Annotated in this window: 19 protein-coding genes and 1 pseudogene; 3 read left to right on the forward strand and 17 right to left on the reverse strand. The window is 63.6% G+C overall.

The features are described 5' to 3' along the window. The 12 genes from trbL to GM909_RS23040 all read right to left on the reverse strand — a co-directional run. Window positions 1–940: P-type conjugative transfer protein TrbL (trbL, locus tag GM909_RS22985; RefSeq protein ID WP_157019552.1), on the reverse strand; the 940-nt coding region annotated here is incomplete at its 3' end. 3 nt (window positions 941–943) lie between these two features. Next, window positions 944–1,210: a putative entry exclusion protein TrbK-alt gene (gene trbK-alt / locus GM909_RS22990; RefSeq protein WP_157019553.1), complete on the reverse strand. Its 267-nt coding sequence runs from the start codon at window positions 1,208–1,210 to the stop codon at window positions 944–946. 14 nt (window positions 1,211–1,224) lie between these two features. Continuing rightward, window positions 1,225–2,001: a P-type conjugative transfer protein TrbJ gene (gene trbJ, locus GM909_RS22995; RefSeq protein WP_157019554.1), complete on the reverse strand. Its 777-nt coding sequence runs from the start codon at window positions 1,999–2,001 to the stop codon at window positions 1,225–1,227. Next, window positions 1,998–4,490 carry a conjugal transfer protein TrbE gene (gene trbE, locus GM909_RS23000; protein ID WP_157019555.1) on the reverse strand — a complete coding sequence of 831 codons (2,493 nt, stop codon included), beginning with the start codon at window positions 4,488–4,490 and terminating at the stop codon, window positions 1,998–2,000. The genes trbJ and trbE overlap by 4 nt, the downstream gene beginning before the upstream one ends. 13 nt (window positions 4,491–4,503) lie before the next feature. Next, window positions 4,504–4,785, reverse strand: coding sequence for a VirB3 family type IV secretion system protein (locus GM909_RS23005; RefSeq protein WP_157019556.1), 282 nt, complete (start codon window positions 4,783–4,785; stop codon window positions 4,504–4,506). Next, the gene (locus GM909_RS23010) at window positions 4,785–5,117 is read right to left on the reverse strand and encodes a TrbC/VirB2 family protein (protein WP_157019557.1); all 333 of its coding nucleotides are present in this window, start codon (window positions 5,115–5,117) and stop codon (window positions 4,785–4,787) included. Before GM909_RS23010 ends, GM909_RS23005 begins: the two co-directional genes overlap by 1 nt. Continuing rightward, entirely contained in the window at window positions 5,114–6,109 is a 996-nt protein-coding gene (gene trbB, locus GM909_RS23015) for a P-type conjugative transfer ATPase TrbB (protein ID WP_157019558.1), read from the reverse strand. Before trbB ends, GM909_RS23010 begins: the two co-directional genes overlap by 4 nt. 147 nt (window positions 6,110–6,256) lie before the next feature. Then, window positions 6,257–6,736 (reverse strand): CopG family transcriptional regulator, encoded by a 480-nt coding sequence (locus tag GM909_RS23020; protein WP_198174371.1) that lies wholly within the window; start codon window positions 6,734–6,736, stop codon window positions 6,257–6,259. Between the two features lie 10 nt (window positions 6,737–6,746). Continuing rightward, complete coding sequence (locus GM909_RS23025) at window positions 6,747–8,735, reverse strand: conjugal transfer protein TraG (RefSeq protein ID WP_157019560.1); 1,989 nt, start codon at window positions 8,733–8,735, stop codon at window positions 6,747–6,749. Window positions 8,736–8,865: 130 nt separating this feature from the next. Then, window positions 8,866–9,858: a LysR family transcriptional regulator gene (locus GM909_RS23030; RefSeq protein WP_157019561.1), complete on the reverse strand. Its 993-nt coding sequence runs from the start codon at window positions 9,856–9,858 to the stop codon at window positions 8,866–8,868. 9 nt (window positions 9,859–9,867) lie between these two features. After that, window positions 9,868–11,289 (reverse strand): MFS transporter, encoded by a 1,422-nt coding sequence (locus GM909_RS23035; protein ID WP_157019562.1) that lies wholly within the window; start codon window positions 11,287–11,289, stop codon window positions 9,868–9,870. Window positions 11,290–11,315: 26 nt separating this feature from the next. Then, window positions 11,316–11,678, reverse strand: a complete 363-nt coding sequence (locus GM909_RS23040) for a DoxX family protein (RefSeq protein ID WP_157019563.1) — start codon at window positions 11,676–11,678, stop codon at window positions 11,316–11,318. A 150-nt stretch (window positions 11,679–11,828) separates the two neighbouring features. Between GM909_RS23040 and GM909_RS23045 the strand changes: the two genes are divergently transcribed. The 3 genes from GM909_RS23045 to GM909_RS23055 all read left to right on the forward strand — a co-directional run bounded on the left by GM909_RS23045 (window position 11,829) and on the right by GM909_RS23055 (window position 13,704). Beyond that, entirely contained in the window at window positions 11,829–12,428 is a 600-nt protein-coding gene (locus GM909_RS23045; RefSeq protein ID WP_157019564.1) for a TetR/AcrR family transcriptional regulator, read from the forward strand. 94 nt (window positions 12,429–12,522) lie between these two features. Beyond that, window positions 12,523–13,158: a LysE family translocator gene (locus GM909_RS23050; RefSeq protein WP_157019565.1), complete on the forward strand. Its 636-nt coding sequence runs from the start codon at window positions 12,523–12,525 to the stop codon at window positions 13,156–13,158. Between the two features lie 18 nt (window positions 13,159–13,176). Then, a complete protein-coding gene (locus tag GM909_RS23055) occupies window positions 13,177–13,704 on the forward strand; it encodes an AAA family ATPase (protein ID WP_157019566.1) in 528 nt (175 codons plus the stop codon). 35 nt (window positions 13,705–13,739) lie between these two features. Here GM909_RS23055 and GM909_RS23060 read toward each other — a convergent pair whose 3' ends face one another. From GM909_RS23060 to GM909_RS26535, 5 genes and pseudogenes are all read right to left on the reverse strand, one after another. Beyond that, entirely contained in the window at window positions 13,740–14,363 is a 624-nt protein-coding gene (locus GM909_RS23060) for an ATP-dependent Clp protease proteolytic subunit (protein WP_157019567.1), read from the reverse strand. A 44-nt stretch (window positions 14,364–14,407) separates the two neighbouring features. Then, window positions 14,408–14,767 carry an SRPBCC family protein gene (locus GM909_RS23065; protein WP_157019568.1) on the reverse strand — a complete coding sequence of 120 codons (360 nt, stop codon included), beginning with the start codon at window positions 14,765–14,767 and terminating at the stop codon, window positions 14,408–14,410. Then, complete coding sequence (locus tag GM909_RS23070) at window positions 14,764–15,078, reverse strand: ArsR/SmtB family transcription factor (protein WP_157019569.1); 315 nt, start codon at window positions 15,076–15,078, stop codon at window positions 14,764–14,766. Before GM909_RS23070 ends, GM909_RS23065 begins: the two co-directional genes overlap by 4 nt. A 48-nt stretch (window positions 15,079–15,126) precedes the next feature. Continuing rightward, complete coding sequence (locus tag GM909_RS26530; RefSeq protein WP_407941347.1) at window positions 15,127–16,359, reverse strand: DUF3363 domain-containing protein; 1,233 nt, start codon at window positions 16,357–16,359, stop codon at window positions 15,127–15,129. A gap of 171 nt (window positions 16,360–16,530) precedes the next feature. After that, window positions 16,531–17,034, reverse strand: a pseudogene (locus GM909_RS26535) (relaxase/mobilization nuclease domain-containing protein); the annotation flags it as partial. Window positions 17,035–17,150: the final 116 nt, after the last annotated feature.

The following is a 17,150-nucleotide window of genomic DNA, read 5'->3' on the forward strand; positions in this document are numbered from 1 at the left end:
CGCCGCCGCGGACGGCCGCGGCCCTGCCGGACAGCGCAGCAGCGCCGCCCTTCGCGGCCAGCATGGCCCCGCCGCCAGCGGCGACGCCTGCACCTGCGACCGCAAGCCCGGTTCCCACGGCTGCGCCCGCGCCGAGCTGCGGGCCGCCCGAGACGATGCCGTTTGCTATGCCGGGGCCGAAGATGCCGAGGCCGAGCAGCGACAGAGCGGCGAGCACAATCGCCATGGCGTCATCGATGGTCGGGGCCGCCCCGCCGAAACCGGCCGTGAATTGCGAAAACAAGGTGCTGCCGATACCGATGATGACGGCGAGCACCAGAACCTTGATGCCGGACGACACCACGTTGCCGAGCACCTTTTCGGCCATGAAGGCGGTCTTGCCGAAAAGGCCGAAGGGGATCAGCACGAAGCCGGCAAGCGTGGTCAGCTTGAACTCGATCAGCGTCACGAAAAGCTGGATGGCGAGGATGAAGAAGGCCAGAACGACCAGCGCCCATGCGAACAGCAGGCACGCGATCTGGATGAAGTTCTCGAAGAACGCGATCCAGCCCATGAGGTCGGAAATGGAATCGAGCAGCGGACGCCCGGCGTCGAGGCCGGTCTGCGCCACGCGACCCGGCCGCATAAGGTCGGCAACGGAAAAGCTCGTCCCCGATGCCATGAGGCCGAGGCCGGCGAAACTCTCGAAGACGATGCGGGCGAGGTTGTTCCAATTGCCGATGATGTAGGCGAAGACGCCGATGAACAGCGTCTTTTTGACCAGCCGTGCGATAATGTCGTCATCCGCGCCCCATGCCCAAAAGAGCGCGGCGAGCGTCACGTCGATGACGATCAGGGTGGTGGCGATGAAGGCGACCTCGCCGCCGAGCAGCCCGAAACCGCTGTCGATGTAGGAGGTGAAGACTCCGAGGAAATTGTCGATGACGCCCGTGTTGCCCATGTGTCAGCGCGCCTCGCTGCGATCACGGCCGAGGAAGCGGTCGCGGGATTCAGCCCATGCGGCGAGGCAGCCGGCGTCACTCGCCGCCGCCTCGCCGAGCTGCTGGCAACGGCGCAGGGTTTCGCGCAACGGATCGGCCGGGGGCTGGAAGGCCGGCGCAGAGGGTGGCGCGGAAGGCTCGTCCTTCCGCGCCATGTCGATTGCGGTCACTGTCAAGGCAATCGCAACGAACACCACGGCCCCGAGCCGGGCCAGCATCTTGCCGTCCATGGCGAGCCTCCCGGTCAGTTGTTGCCGTTGTTGAACATCTGAGCGTTGCCGGGCTGGTAGCCGGTGCCGGGTGTCAGAAACCGCTCACGCTGGATGCGGCCCTGTTCGGCGGCGGTCGCGCGCTCGGCCTCGGTCAGCGCGCCGGCGCGGCCGTTCGCCGAGATGACCGCGATCAGGTCGGAAAGCTGCTGTGACTGGAGTGCGAGAAGCTGATTGCCGGCCTGCGTGGCTTGCAGCGCCCCGGTCGCACCTTGGCTCTGGCCGACAAGGGCAGCCATCTCGGCGCGGTTACTGTCGATATTGCCGACCGCCCCCGCCTGCACGCGCATAGCGTCCTGCAAACCGCCAACCGTGTTCTCCCAGCGGCCGCGCGCGTCGGCGACAAGCTGGGAGTCGGTCGCCGATAGCGAGACATTGCCATATTGCTTCTGGAACGCTTGGTCGATCTGGCCGACCTCGAAGGCGATGTTCTGTGCCTGCCCGAGAAGCTGCTGCGTGCGCTGGACGCTTTGCTGGAGCTGCTGGAGCGACGAATGCGGCAGGCTTGCCAGATTGCGGGCCTGATTGATGAGCATCTGCGCCTCGTTCTGGAGGCTCTGAATCTGGTTGTTGATCTGCTCCAGAGTCCGCGCGGCGGTAAGCAGGTTTTGCGCGTAGTTGGTCGGGTCATAGACGATCCGGCCGAAACCGAATTGCGCATGGGCCGGGCTTGCCAGCATGGGCGAAAGCGCGACGGGCACGGCGAGCGCCAGCGCGAGGGCCGAGGCCCCAACGATCTTGGGATAGGTCATGGAAGAATCTCCTGTGTGGGGTGGTTATCGAGCGGGGCCGGCGCGGCGGATTCCGGCCGGTCGGCAAGATTGGTGAGGTTCGGGATCAGGTCGGCCGCCCAATCGACGCCGCGATGACGCAGCCAGCCGGCAAGGAAACCGGCGCGGCCGTGTTCGGCATGGATGCGCGCGATTTCGGTCTGGTCGGATTTGGCGGATGCGGCGCAGAGCGCGAGGCCGACTTCGGACAGGCCAAGCTCGAACAGGCGATTGCCCCTGCGGCTTTGGCAGTAATAATCCCGCTTGGGTGTGGCCCGTGCGAGGATTTCGATCTGCCGGTCATTGAGGCCGAAGCGGCGATAAATGGCGGTGATCTGCGGTTCGATAGCGCGCTCGTTCGGCAGCAAGAGCCGCGTCGGGCAGCTCTCGATGATGGCAGGCGCAATGTTGCTGCCGTCAATGTCGGACAGGCTTTGCGTGGCGAAGATGACGCTGGCGTTCTTCTTGCGCAGCGTTTTCAGCCATTCGCGGAGTTGGCCGGCGAATCCCTCGTCGTCGAGCGCAAGCCAGCCTTCATCTATGATGAGCAGCGTGGGGCGGCCGTCGAGCCGGTCGCCGATGCGATGGAACAGATAGGCGAGCACGGCCGGGGCCGCGCCGGTCCCGACAAGGCCCTCGATCTCGAACGCCTGCACGTCCGCCGATCCCAAATGCTCTGTCTCGGCGTCGAGCAACCGGCCATAGGCACCGCCGACGCAAAACGGACGGAGCGCCTGTTTCAGATCGTTGGATTGCAGTAGCACCGCGAGGCCGGTGATCGTGCGTTCCTCGACCGGCGCGGAGGCGAGCGAGGTCAGCGCCGTCCAAAGATGCTCCTTCACCTCGGGCGTGATGGCGATGCCTTCGCGCATGAGGATGGCGGCAATCCAGTCCGCCGCCCATGCGCGTTCATAGGTATCGTGGATGCGGGCAAGCGGCTGGAGCGAGACGGACGCCTCGTCCCCTTCCGTCAGGCCACCGCCCAAATCGTGCCAATCCCCGCCCATGGCGAGCGCGGCAGCGCGGATGCTGCCGCCGAAGTCGAAGGCGAAGACTTGGCTGCCCGCATAGCGCCGGAACTGGAGCGCCATGAGGGCGAGCAACACGCTCTTGCCCGCGCCCGTGGGGCCGACGACAAGGGTGTGGCCTACGTCGCCGACATGGAGACTTAGCCGGAACGGGGTTGAGCCTTCGGTCCTAGCGTAAAGCAATGGAGCGTCGCCGAAATGCTCGTCCCGTTCCGGCCCCGCCCACACCGCCGAAAGCGGGATCATGTGGGCGAGATTCAAAGTGCTGATGGGCGGCTGGCGGACATTCGCGTAGGCGTGTCCGGGTAGCGAGCCGAGCCATGCGTCAACCGCGTTGACGCTCTCGGGCATGGCGGTGAAGTCGCGGCCCTGAACGATCTTCTCGACCAGGCGCAGCTTCTCTTGCGCCACGCGCGGGTCGGCATCCCATACGGTGACGGTCGCCGTGACATAGGCCATGCCCGCCACGTCCGCCCCAAGCTCCTGCAACGCCATGTCGGCGTCGAGCGCCTTGTTCGCGGCGTCGGTGTCTACAAGGGCGGACGCCTCGTTGGTCATCACCTCTTTCAGAATCGCGGCGATGCTCTTGCGCTTGGCGAACCATTGGCGACGGATGCGGGTTAGCAGCCGGGTCGCATCGGTCTTGTCGAGCAGGATCGCGCGCGTGCTCCACCTGTAGGGGAACGGCAGCCGGTTCATGTCGTCGAGCAGGCCCGGCGTCGTCGCGGTCGGAAATCCCACGATGGTCAGGACGCGCAGATGCGCGTCGCCAAGACGCGGCTCCAGCCCGCCGGTCAACGGCTGGTCGGCGAGCAGTGCGTCGAGGTGCATCGGCACTTCGGGCACGCGCACGCGATGCCGGTTGGTTGAGATAGTCGAATGGAGATAGGTCAGCGTCGCGCTGTCATCCATCCAACGGCACTCGGGCATGAAGCCGTCGAGCAAGGCCAGCACGCGGTCAGTGCGGTCGATGAAGCCGCGCAGCAGCTCCCACGGGTCCACGCCGGTTTTCTCGCGGCCCTCGTAGAGCCATGTTTCCGCACGGGCGGCTTCCTCGGCCGGGGGCAGCCAGAGGAAGGTGAGGAAGTAGCCGGACACGAAATGCGTGCCCGCTTCCTCGAACCCGGCCTTGCGCTCGGCATCGACCAGCGCCGATGCGGGATCGGGAAACATGCTGTCGGGATAGGTCGCGGCCTCGCTGCGCTGCGCCTCGACGAAGATGCTCCAGCCGGAGCCGAGACGGCGCACGGCGTTGTTGATGCGACCGGCGACGGCGACCAGCTCGGCCGCGACGGCGGAATCCAGATCCGGACCGCGAAACTTCGCGGTACGCTGGAATGAGCCATCCTTGTTCAAGACGACGCCGGAGCCGACCAGTGCCGCCCATGGCAGATAGTCGGCGAGCCGGGTGGCGGTGCGGCGGTATTCGGCAAGGTTCATCATCGACGTGCCTCCCTCAAACCGCCAGATGACCGGGGATACGCAGATGCCGCCGCCCGACCTCGACAAAGAGGGGATCGCGCTTTGCCGCCCACACGGCCGCGAAATGACCGATGGCCCAGATGGCGATGCCGACCAGCCAAAGGCGCAGGCCGAGGCCCACGGCCCCGGCCAGCGTCCCGTTCATGATGGCGATCGAGCGCGGAGCGCCGCCGAGCAGGATATGCTCGGTCAGCGCCCGATGGACCGGGACCGTGAATCCCGGCACCGCGTCGAGCTGTTCGAGGCCGCCCGCCATCAGATGAGCGCCCCGCCGCCGAACGAGAAGAACGACAGGAAAAAGCTCGACGCCGCGAAGGCGATGGACAGGCCGAATACGATCTGGATCAGACGACGGAAACCGCCGCTGGTATCGCCGAACGCGAGGGTCAGGCCGGTCACGATGATGATGATGACGGCGATGATCTTGGCGACCGGCCCCTCGATGGACTGGAGGATTTGCTGCAAGGGCTGTTCCCATGGCATCGACGAACCGGACGCATGGGCGGCCGGGGCGAGCATGAGGCTGATGGCGAGGGTGGATGCAGCGGTCGCGGCGAAGCGATGGCCGCGCGTAAGGATGCGGATCATTCGGGTTCTCCTGTGCTGGTGGGGATTGCCAATGGGCTGGGATGTGTGATGCGGTAATCGCCGTCCGGCCCCAGCCCCTCGACGCGGGCAAGCTCGGCGAGCCGGCGCGCGGAACCGCGCCCGGCGAGGACGGCAACAAGGTCGATGGTCTCGGCGATCAGCGCACGAGGGACGGTGACGACAGCCTCTTGAATGAGCTGTTCGAGCCGGCGCAGCGCGCCGATGCCGGTGCCGGCATGGATAGTTCCGATCCCGCCCGGATGGCCGGTGCCCCACGCTTTCAGAAGGTCGAGGGCTTCCGATCCGCGCACCTCGCCGATGGGGATGCGATCCGGGCGCAGGCGCAGCGAGGAACGGACCAGATCGGAAAGCGTCGCCACGCCGTCTTTCGTCCGCATGGCGACAAGGTTGGGCGCGGCGCATTGCAGCTCGCGCGTGTCCTCGATGATGACGACGCGATCCGCCGTCTTCGCCACCTCGGCGAGCAGCGCGTTGGTCAGTGTGGTCTTTCCGGTGCTGGTGCCGCCCGCAACGAGGATGTTGGCGCGGGAGGAAACGGCCGCGCGTAGCGTCGCGGCCTGATCGGCGGACATGATGCCCGACGCCACATAGTCGTCGAAGCTGAACACGATGCTGGCGGGCTTGCGTATGGCAAAGGTCGGCGCGGCGACCACGGGCGGCAGTAGGCCCTCGAACCGTTCGCCGGACTCCGGCAGTTCGGCCGAGACGCGAGGGCTGCGGGCATGAACCTCCGCGCCGACATGGTGCGCAACCAGCCGCACGATGCGTTCGCCATCGGCGGCGGACAGCCGCTCGCGCGTGTCGGACAGTCCTTCGGAAAGGCGGTCGATCCACAACCGCCCGTCCGGGTTCAACATCACCTCGACTACGGCCGGGTCTTCGAGCAGTCGCGCGATTGCCGGCCCCAATGCCGTGCGCAACATGCGTGCGCCGCGCGCAATGGCTTCCGGTCTTTGGTGGTTAGTGGTCATGTCGGCCCCGGTTTCTGGCGGGGACGCGACAGGCGATCCCCGGATCGGGGTCGATTAAGAAAGCCCGGAATTGGGCCGGTTCAACAAGTATCTAAGCGGCGGCGGTGATCGGCGGCGAACGGCGGTAAATAGGATGGGTCCGAATACTTACTCTTGATCGCCGTTGCTCTCGGACTCGTCCGGCAACGGATTGTCGGGAAGTGAGTCGAGGTCACGCGACAGCTCTTTGAGGAACCTGTCGCCCGTCGCCAACCGCCGGCCGAGATTCTGCATGAAGCCCTCGAACCGCTCCGCGCCTTTGGCGCGGGCGGCGGATTGTGCGGCTCCCGTAAGCGGCGGTGTGATGGTCATCCAGAAATGGATGAACTGCGCGACCGTCTCGCCGAGGACGGCGAGATCTAGGTCGAGCGTGTCGATCTGGCGGCCGAGCTTGTCCAAACGGCGAGACATGGCGGCTTCAAGCTGGTCGTCGGCATCGCCGGACAGGTAGGACATGACGGCCGCCTCCACGATGGCGGATTTCGAGACATTGCGGCGCAGCGCCACCGAGCGACGCAGCGCCATCGCCTCAATCTGTGGAATGAGCGCGGGGTCGAAATAGAGATTCAGGCGGGTTCTGGTTGCCATGGGCGTGTCCTCAAAGCTCGATTCCATCATCGGGGTTCAACGCCACCTGCCGCGCCACCATCCTCATGCGCTGGCGCATGGCGCGGGCCTTGGCCGCGTCAACGTCCGGCTCGTCGTCCAGAAACTCGAACTCCTGTTCGGGGGATGGCGGCGAGGCGACGATTTCCTCATGCTCGGGCAATTCTGGCTCGCGGCGGATGCCGGCATTGGCCGCATCGCCCTCGGCCCCGTCTGCGGCAGCCGGCGCGGAATGGCTTTCCACCGCGACCACGCGGCCGGACCAATCATCGGCGGATGGGCTGGGCGCCAACGGTGCTGCGGAAAGATCGGGCGGCGGCAGGATGCGTTCCTGAAACCGCGCATCCTCGAAATAGCGCGCCTTGGTGGCGCGGATCGGCGGCGTGCCTGCGACCATCACGATTTCGTCGGTTGGCGGAAGCTGCATGATCTCGCCGGGCGTGAGCAGCGGCCGGGCCGTCTCCTGCCTCGACACCATCAGATGCCCGAGCCATGGGGCCAGCCTGTGCCCGGCATAGTTGGTGGAATCGCGCAGCTCGGTCGCGGTGCCGAGCGCGTCGCTCACCCGCTTGGCCGTGCGTTCGTCGTTCGTCGCAAAGCTGACGCGGACATGGCAGTTGTCGAGGATCGCATTGTTCGGCCCATAGGCGCGCTCGATCTGATTGAGGCTCTGCGCGATCAGGAAGCCCTTGAGGCCGTAGCCCGCCATGAAGGCCAAGGCGGACTCGAAGAAATCCAGACGGCCGAGCGCGGGAAACTCGTCGAGCATGAGCAGCAGCCGATGGCGCTTGCCGGAGCCGGTCAGTTCCTCGGTCAACCGCCTGCCGATCTGGTTGAGGATCAGGCGGATAAGCGGCTTGGTGCGGTTAATGTCGGACGGCGGCACGACCAGATAGAGCGTGACGGGCTGGCGGCTGCCGACCAGATCGGCAATGCGCCAGTCGCAACGCGCCGTCACCCGCGCTACCACGGGATCGCGATACAAGCCCAAGAAGGACATGGCGGTGCTCAACACACCCGACCGTTCGTTCTCGGATTTGTTCAACAGCTCGCGGGCCGAAGACGCGATGACGGGATGAACGCCCGCCTCGCCGAGATGCGGCGTGTCCATCATGGCGCGCAAGGTCGCCTCGACCGGACGGCGGGGGTCGGACAGGAAGTTGGCGACGCCCGCCAGCGTCTTGTCCTTCTCGGCATAGAGGACATGCAGGATCGCGCCGACCAGCAAGCTATGGCTGGTCTTTTCCCAATGGTTGCGCTTGTCCAAACTCCCTTCGGGATCGACCAAAATATCCGCGATGTTCTGCACGTCGCGGACCTCCCATTCGCCTTGCCGGACCTCCAGCAGCGGATTGTAGGCGGACGATCTGGCGTTGGTCGGGTCGAACAGCAGCACGCGACCATGCTTGGCGCGGAAGCCCGCTGTCAGCGTCCAGTTCTCGCCTTTTATGTCGTGGACGATGGCGGATGCGGGCCATGTCAGCAGCGTCGGCACCACCAGCCCGACGCCCTTGCCGCTGCGCGTGGGCGCGAAGCATAGGACATGCTCGGGACCGTCATGGCGCAGATAGTCTTGTGTATGTCGGCCGAGCACCACGCCATCCGCGCCGAGCAATCCAGCCGCGCGGATTTCTTTATCTTCCGCCCATCGCGCCGAACCGTAGGTGGCGACGTTGCGGGCCTCACGTGCCCGGATGATAGACATGAAGATGGCGGCGGCGATGGTGATGAAGCCGCCGGACGTGGCGATGATCGCGCCTTCAACGAAGATTGCGGGCGCGTAGGCATCGAACGAAAACCACCACCAGAAGAAGGCCGGCGGGTAATAGACTGGCAGGCCCGCCAGCTCGAACCATGGTGCTCCAAGCTGCGGTTGAAATCCGAGCCGGAAGGCAACCCATTGCGTCGCCGCCCACGTCATCACCAGAACGATGGTGAAGACTACGGCGATCTGACCCCAAAGGATTCGGCCTCCACGCAATGCAGGCTCCAGTCGGCAAAAGAGACGGAGCCAATCAGAGAATAGCCGAAAGCGGGATGGGCAACAGGAAAGAGGATGCGGGAGGGCTGCCGGATACTATCGACGGTAAATAGGATGGATTCCCTTCACGCTATCCGGCCGAGTGGTCGCCGTCGCGCCACTGGCCAGACGAATCGCCCCAACGGTTCATCCGGCCTGCAAGGTTGAGCAGGTTGCGGAGCGCGGCGCTGCGATTGAACGGCGACCAGACGGCGGTAAATGCAACCGGCTCTGGTTCATCGGCAAAAGGTAGGAAGACGATTCCGGTCGTCGGCAGCAGCGCCGTGGCCGCGCCGACGATGGTGAGGCCGAAGCCCTGCCCCACCATGGACAGCATTGTTCCACGCTCCACATCGAAGCGCAGGATCGACGGCGCGGGCCAGCGTCCGGCATGGCGCAGCACGATATGGTCGTGGACTTGCGGGCCAGTGCCGCCATAGCGGACAAGGAAGGTCTCGCCGGCCAGATCGGTCCATGTGATTGCCGACTGCCCGGCCAGGCGATGTTGTTCCGGTAGCACCGCCACCAGCGGTTCGGTCCAGATCGGGCGAGTATGGCAGTCGGGCAGATTGGGCGTGCCGGCGACGAAAGCCACGTCCAGCCGGTCCGCTCGAAGCTGCATGACCGCATCGCGGGCCGTGCCTTCGCTCATCTCGATCTCTATGCCGGGATGGTCTTCCCTATATTGCGCGATCAGATCGGCAAGGAAGCTGCCGGGTATCAGGGCATGAATGCCAATGCGCAGGCGACCCCATTTCCCTGCTGCCGTCATGCTTGCGGTCTTCACCGCATGGTCGAGCTGATCGACGCCGGCAGCTATCCGCTCGACGAAGTGGCGTCCGGCCTCGGTCAGCCTGACGCCGCGTGCGTGACGCTCGAACAGGAGGACGCCAAGGTCTTCCTCCAGCGCCTTCACACGCGCGCTGACGCTGGATTGCGCCACGCCGAGCGCTTTGGCGGCGTGACGGAAGTTGAGATATTCGGCGACGGCCAACGTCTGGATCAGCGACGCGAGGGGAATGCGACCGCCGAGGATTTGAGACGATCTATCCAGTTGCGCATCTTTCAGACGCCGCCGTCGCATGGTGGCAGGCTACTTTCTCGTTGCCACGCCAGCGGCGAAGATGCCCAACAGAGTAAGAAGCGCGATGCCGAGCGTAACATAGCGAGCGGATTCCACCGCAGATTCCCCGCCTGCCGCCATCAGCGTGCCGGCGAGCGCAGAGGTGATCGAGAAAGCAATAAGTTGTGTGATGGTGATCGCAGCGGCAGCCTTACCCCCTTCGGCGGGGTCGTGGGTACTGCTCATCGCGGCCACACCGAGCAGCGGCCATGCCAGTCCGATGCCGATGCCAGCGAATGCGAGGACGGCCGCCCAAATCAGCACCATCGCAATATCAGCACCTGAGACCTGTAGAAGCCCATAAGCGATCAGCCCGGCCGTCAGCAGCAATGGGCCAACGCGGATTGCCCGGCGGCGGCCGCTCTCACTCTTGACCGACACCACGAAAAGCTGAGCGACGACCCACGCCAACGAGAGAACCGCGCCGAGAAATCCTGCGATCAGCGGGGAGAGACCCGCCAGTTGCTGGCCAAACAGCGGAATGAAGTTCTCCACCATCACGCCCGCGCTCAAGGCAGCGACCGTAAGATAGACCCATTTCAGGGAGTTGCCGCGCCGATAGGTGATGTGCGGAAGGATGGTCTCCCTTGCCCGCCGCTCCACGACGACGAACAGCCAGAGCAGCACTAGACCGATCCCGACCATTGCCAGCGTCGGCCAGCCTATCGGAACGATGGCGCTGAGGCTGATAGCGATGGTGGCAAGGACAAGCGGAATGAGAGAGGCAACGGGAACAGGCGAACGATGCCCCGAGCCGGCCATGCGGCCGAACGCGCGCTGCGCGATGATTCCAAACAGCAGCGAAACCACCGCCAGCGCACCGTAGGACCAGCGCCAGAGTCCGAGTTCCGCGAACACACCGCCAAGGGCCGGGCCGAACAGCGTTCCCAAGCCCCACATGGCTGACACGACGCCGGTTGCCCGCGCCCAATGGCGTTCGGGGAGTGCGGCACGGATCACCGCGTAGCCAAGCCCTGCCAGCAAACCGCCGCCGAGTCCTTGCACCACTCGGCCGACGATCAGCAGTTCCATCGTTGGGCTGGCGGCATTGGCCGCTGCGCCGAGCGCGAAGACGACGAACGCCGTAACATAGGCAAGCGCCGGCCCCTTCCAGTCGAGGATACGGCTGACAAACAGCGAGGCCACAATTGCCGAGATGACGAAGGCTGTCGTCACCCACGCATAATATTGCTGCCCGCCAATGTCCGCGACGATGGAGGGCATCAGCGCAGCGGTGAAATAGAGGTTCATGGCATAGAGCAGGACGCCGCTTGCCATGACCAGAACGATGGCGAGGTGGCGGCCGGACAGAAGATCGGACCATCCGTCCAGATGCGCCGTAGGCGCATTTTCGGGATCGGCCGAATTGGCCGGAGTTGGTGAGCTATTCATTGACGATACTCCGAAACGGGGGAAATTCAGTTAGCTGCGCGCCGGACGGCCAAGGAGAGAGCCAGCACGACAAGCGAAACCAGCAGGACGATGCTGGGAGCAACTGCATGGTCGTAATCGGCGTTCACCAGTGTTGTGAGAGACGCGGCAGCCATCACTATCGCCCCAAGCCCGGCTCCATAGGGCCGCGAGCCAGCGAGGATCAGCAACAGCCCAGCGGCCAGCTCGAGAATGGCGGTTATGTAGTGGAACCAGTCGGGGTACCCCCAAGCCACATAGGCCGCCGCATTTTCCTCTGAGATGAAGATGTTGCCGTAAGCGCCGAAGAGAAAGAAAGCGGCCAGAAGCCAAGCCAGGCTGGTCGCTATGATCGGAAGGGGTCTGTTCATGTGGCCTCGCATCTTAGAAATCGGACCGGCTGAGGCAGCATAGGACTAGACCCACCAGCCGTACCGACATAGATTGAATGCTCACTCTAGTTATGATCGGCGTGCGGTCAAGCTATATTAGAGCGATCGTTCTATGTTTATGGAGGCCCCATGGTCCGCAAGCGCGTTCCCGAGCAGCATGAAGGCAGACGGCAGGAGATTCTCGCAGCGGCACATCGGTGCTTCCTGCGCCATGGTCTGCAAGGCGCGTCGATTTCGATGATCTGCAAAGAGGCGGCTATGAGCCCGGGCCACCTCTATCACTACTTCCCTAGCAAGGACGCTATCATTGAGCAGATGGCCGATGATTACCTTGTCAGCCTCCACAGCCATTTCAGCGGCCACCCCGAAGGCGAACAGACGGCGACTGTTCTGCTATCGGAATTGTGGAGCATGAAGGGGTGGGACGATCTCGGTCATTGCCGCATTTTGTTCGAGTTGTTGGCAGAGGCGGGACGCAACGAAAGAATCAGGGCCATCCTCAAAGAGAACACTGACGGTGTTCGAACATTGCTGACAGAAGCGCTGACAGCGGGTCAGGCGCGTGGCGAAGTCGATTCCGCTCTTGACGCTAAGCACACGAGCGCGGTTCTGGTGGCGGTCCTTGATGCCGCGCCTATGCTGCCGTTGATGACAGCGGACCTTGACTTCGAGGAGAGCCGCAAACTGATCACGACCATGGTCGGCCGATTTCTGAAGCCTCAACAATGAGGCAGATTAGGAAAATGGGGGATGACGGCCGGTCGAAGCATTGGTGCCAGTCGAGCCAAAAATCTCCTTTTGACGCCGCGGATCGCGTCAAGTCATGATAGATATTTCACAATTACCCGCTCCTGATTTGTCCGGATTACAAGCATTTCTGGCGCTGTGTCTCTATACAGCCGTAACATCGGTCACGCCCGGACCGAACAACATGATGGTGCTGGCATCCGGTGTTAATTTCGGCATTCGGCGGACATTGCCACATATTGCGGGCATCAGCATTGGTTTCGCCGCGATGATCGTCATCATGGGGATGGGCCTTGGAATGATTTTCGAGACGTATCCCGTGCTCAACACCGTCCTGCGATGGGTTGGCGGCGCCTATCTTCTGTATCTCGCATGGAAGATCGCCGGGGCCGCAGCACCGGAGGATGCAGAAAGATCGGCTGCCAGACCCTTGGGCTTCATTGGCGCTGCTGCGTTCCAATGGGTCAACCCCAAGGCATGGGTCATGGCGCTCGGTGCCGTCGCCACTTATCTTCCGGGTTCCCCCTCGCTGTCGTCCGTGGCCGCAGCTGCGCTGCTGATGGCAGTGATCAACGCGCCCTGCGTCGGTATCTGGGCTGCGTTCGGTGTGGGCCTCCGCCGGCTTCTTACGGAGCCTGCGAAGCTGCGCGCCTTCAATCTTACCATGGCAACGCTGCTGGTTGTCTCACTCTATCCGATCTTCATGGCATAGATGACAAATGCTGAACACATGATCGTCGTGACCGGTGGTCCCGGTTCCGGCAAAAGCAGTCTGATCGATGCCATGGCACAGCGCGGCTTCCGCACCATGCCCGAGGCCGGCAGGGCGATCATTCGAGACCAGATCAGAATCGGCGGTAAAGCTTTGCCTTGGGCGGATCGCGAACTCTTTGCCGAACTCATGTTGGGCTGGGAACTGCGTTCCTATCATGAGGCACTTGCACGCGACGCGCTTGTCCTGATGGACCGTGGAATACCGGATGTCATTGGTTATCTCACACTCTGCGGCCTGCCTGTGCCTGCTCATTTCGAGGCGGCGGCCAAAACCTACCCTTACAACAAGCGGGTTTTTCTCGCCCCGTATTGGGATGCCATCTTCACGCAGGACACTGAGCGCAAACAGGACAGACAAGAGGCCGAAGCGACCGGTATGGTCATGGCTGAGACTTATGGCAGGCTTGGCTATCAGATAGTCGAGCTACCGCTGGTGGGAATCGAGCAGCGGGCCGACTTCGTTGCTGAAAATTTGAGAGCGTAGAGCGAAGTGACCGTCCTCATCCAATTGGCGCTAACTCATCCAGCAACTTCCGAGGCCGCGCCGGCTTCGCGCTCCGTCAAGATGCGATCGATCAAACCCCATTCCAACGCTTCTTCCACCGTCATGAAGCGGTCGCGGTCCATGGCTTGTTCGAACTCTTCATAACTGCGTTTGCAATGCTCCGCGTAGAGCCGGGTCATGCGCTGCTTGGTTTTCAAGATCTCCTCGGCATGGATCAGCATATCCGACGCCTGCCCTTGGAATCCGCCTGATGGTTGGTGAATCAGGATGCTGGCGTTCGGCAATGCCGCGCGCTCGCCGGGTTCGCCGGCCATCAGCAGGAATGACCCCATCGAACGGGCCGTCCCCATACAAAGAGTATGCACCGGAGCGCGGATGTATCGCATGGTGTCATACATTGCGAGGCCGCTGGTAACGACGCCACCGGGAGAATTGATGTATAGCTGAATTGGCTTCTTGGGATTCTCTGCTTCCAGAAACAGTAGCTGCGCGCAGACGAGCGCGGAAACGGTGTCGTTGACCTCGCCGTTCAGGAAAATAATCCTCTCGCGCAGAAGGCGGGAATAGATGTCGAAAGAGCGTTCGCCACGGCTGGATTGCTCGATGACCATAGGGACGAGTTGCATCGCTTCGCACATAGGCGAACTCCTGTCTTCTAGATTTTGATGTGTTGTTTGAGGTGCTATGCTGCGAGCATAAGCACCGGCCAATTGTTGTTCGCGGCAGGGGGTGTTCGCCGAACGGATCGGGCGTCCACAAGATGATGGATGATCCTCAACCTCGTGCCGCCATGGACATTGGGACCGACTTGGAACGTCACAATGCTTTCGAGGAAAGGCGATTCTTCTTCGCGCATCCGATAGCGGACTTCCTCTCCAGGTTCTGCCGAGATCGGGACAGCATCGGCCAAGTCTTTTTCAGGCAGCCATTTTTCTCGAAGCTCTGGAATACTAATCGCCCGCCAAACCATTTCAGGGGGAGCGTCGATTTCATATTCCACTACGAGATTATCCTTGGGTTTCTTGGCCTCCGTGTCGCTCATTGGTCCATGTCCTTTAGTAAGCTCTTCAAAGCGTCAATTCGCGCAGGCCAATAGGCCCGATACTTCGCCAGCCATTCCGCGATGAGTGCCAGCCCCTCTGGATCGACCTCATAGTTCACAAAGCGGCCCTGACGTTCTTCCCGCACCAGCTTGGCGTTGCGCAGGACAGAGAGATGTTGCGACATCGCCGGCTGACTAATTTCCATACCCTGCCGCAGTGTGACGGCGTTCATGCTGCCGGACGCCAGCTTCTCGAAAATCGCGCGGCGTGTCGGATCGGCCAGAGCTTTGAATATGTCGTTCTGGATCATGACAATAGATAAGCACACACTTATCTGATTCGCAAGGGCGAACCATCATCACAACATAATCCCTCGGTGCCGCCCCAATTGCCACGACACCGATCCGCCCTGCACGACGCCCACGACCTCGCGGCCGAGCTGGCGGTCGATGACCGGCCGCCACGGGACAAGGGTAAACTCATAGGATTTCTCGACCACGGCGAACTTGCCGCTCGATAGCTGCACGGTGCCGGTGAACTTGCCGCTGACGTTCTCGCCGTCCGTGGTAGCGCGGAACGGCAGGCCCTTGCTTTCGACCATCTCCGCGCCGATGCGGGCAACCTCCCGCTCGCGCATGGTGGCGAGAAGGTTGCGCCGGTAGAAGATGCGGCCGTCCTGCGCTCGGGTAGCATCGCCCTGTTCGATATGATGCTCGCGCCGCTGCTCCATGGCCTCGCGCACCTGCTGGCCGAAGCCGGTCGGCGCAAGGTCGGCCGTCTCGCCATGGATCAGCCGCCGGTCCAGCCAGGTCGCGCCGTCCGATCCGATCTGCTTATCCAGATTGACGGGGGAAAGGACGCGAACGCTGGCCTGCCGGTCGCGGCCGGCGTCGTAGGCGGCCGCGCGGCTGACCAGATCATCGGGGATACGCCATTGATCGGCGTCGATCCGCTCGACGATCCCAGCCCGGCGCAACGCCTCCAGCCGGCGGACATGAGCATCGACATAGCCCTCATAGTCACCGCCCGGAACGCGGTCCTCGAATTTCGCCTGCTCCAGATGACGGCTCGGCCGATAGATGCCGTCCTCGGCGATGGCGGTGATGGTGCGGTCGGACGGCCGGGCTGCCGCCTCGGCCGGGCCGATCTGGATGACGCTGCCGATGCGGGCGTCGTCCAGCCGCTCGGGCGCGATGCCGGCGATGTGGTGGGTCCGCCCGTCGATCCCGTCCACCACGATTGTCAGGTTCTCGCCCAACTCATCGGACAGGTGCTTGTCCACGACGCGGCCGACGATGGGCGTCTCGGGCGCTCCGTCATGGATTTGGAAGCTCATGGGATCGCGTTCGCCGCCCTGCTGGCCGAGCGCCTTCTGCATGGTGCGGATGATGTCGCCACGCTCGCCCAGCTCTCGCAGGGCCGGCTCCATGTCCTTGCTCAATTCCCAAACGGCGGGCGCGTGCTCGGTCGCCAGCCCCATCTTCTCCAGCTTGGCGAGCCTGCGCAGGCGCAGCGTCCGCTCGAACTGCCGTTTTGGCTCTGCCGGTTCATGGCGCAGGTCGAGGAAACGGGCATCGGCTTCCTCGACCATGGCGCGGTCGATCCGGGTGAAACGATCTTGGTCGATTTCGGCGGACAGCTTGCGGGTCTGCTCGATCTCGGTGACGGGGCCGAGTTCCAGACCGGCAAGCTCGCTGGCGCGCTCGCGCAGGCCGGCGGAAAGATAATCGCCGTTGATGACTAGATCCCCGCCCGTGTCGTCGCGGCCGTTGACGATGATATGCACATGGGGATGGCCGGTGTTGTAGTGATTGACGGCGACCCAATCCAGTTTCGTGCCGAGGTCGGCTTCCACCTGTTTCATGAAATCGCGGGTGTAGGCCGTGAGGTCCGATAGCTCCGCGCCATCCTCGGGCGAGACGATGAACCTGAACTGATGGCGGTCGTCCTTGCCGCGATCAAGGAAGGCTTGCGGCTCGGCGCGGTCCTCGGTCGCCGAATAGAGCTGGCCGCGCTCGCCGTCGCGTGACGTGCCGTCGCGCTGGACGTAGCGCAGATGCGCGCGGGCACGGCCGCCCTTCCATGCGGCCCGGACGCTGCGCTGCTTGACGATGACGCGGCGATTGCCGGGTTGGCGATGATGCCAATGGCCGGAGATGTTGCGGGCGCGGACGAAGCTCGCGCCCCGGCCGCGCTTCACGCCCTTGCCGCTGGCGACCACGGCACGGGACCGGCCCGGCGATGACGGGCGGGCGGATGACGGCATGGAAGGATCGCGGGAGGCCGCTGCCTGATGCTGGCGGGTGATCTTCTTGACCTGCGTGAAAAAGCTCTTGGTCTTGCCGGCCTTCGGCGTGTCGGATCGGATGCGGCCGGGCTTCG

The sequence above is a fragment of the Mesorhizobium xinjiangense genome, assembly GCF_009749525.1.
Taxonomy (GTDB): Bacteria; Pseudomonadota; Alphaproteobacteria; order Rhizobiales; family Rhizobiaceae; genus Mangrovimarina; species Mangrovimarina xinjiangensis.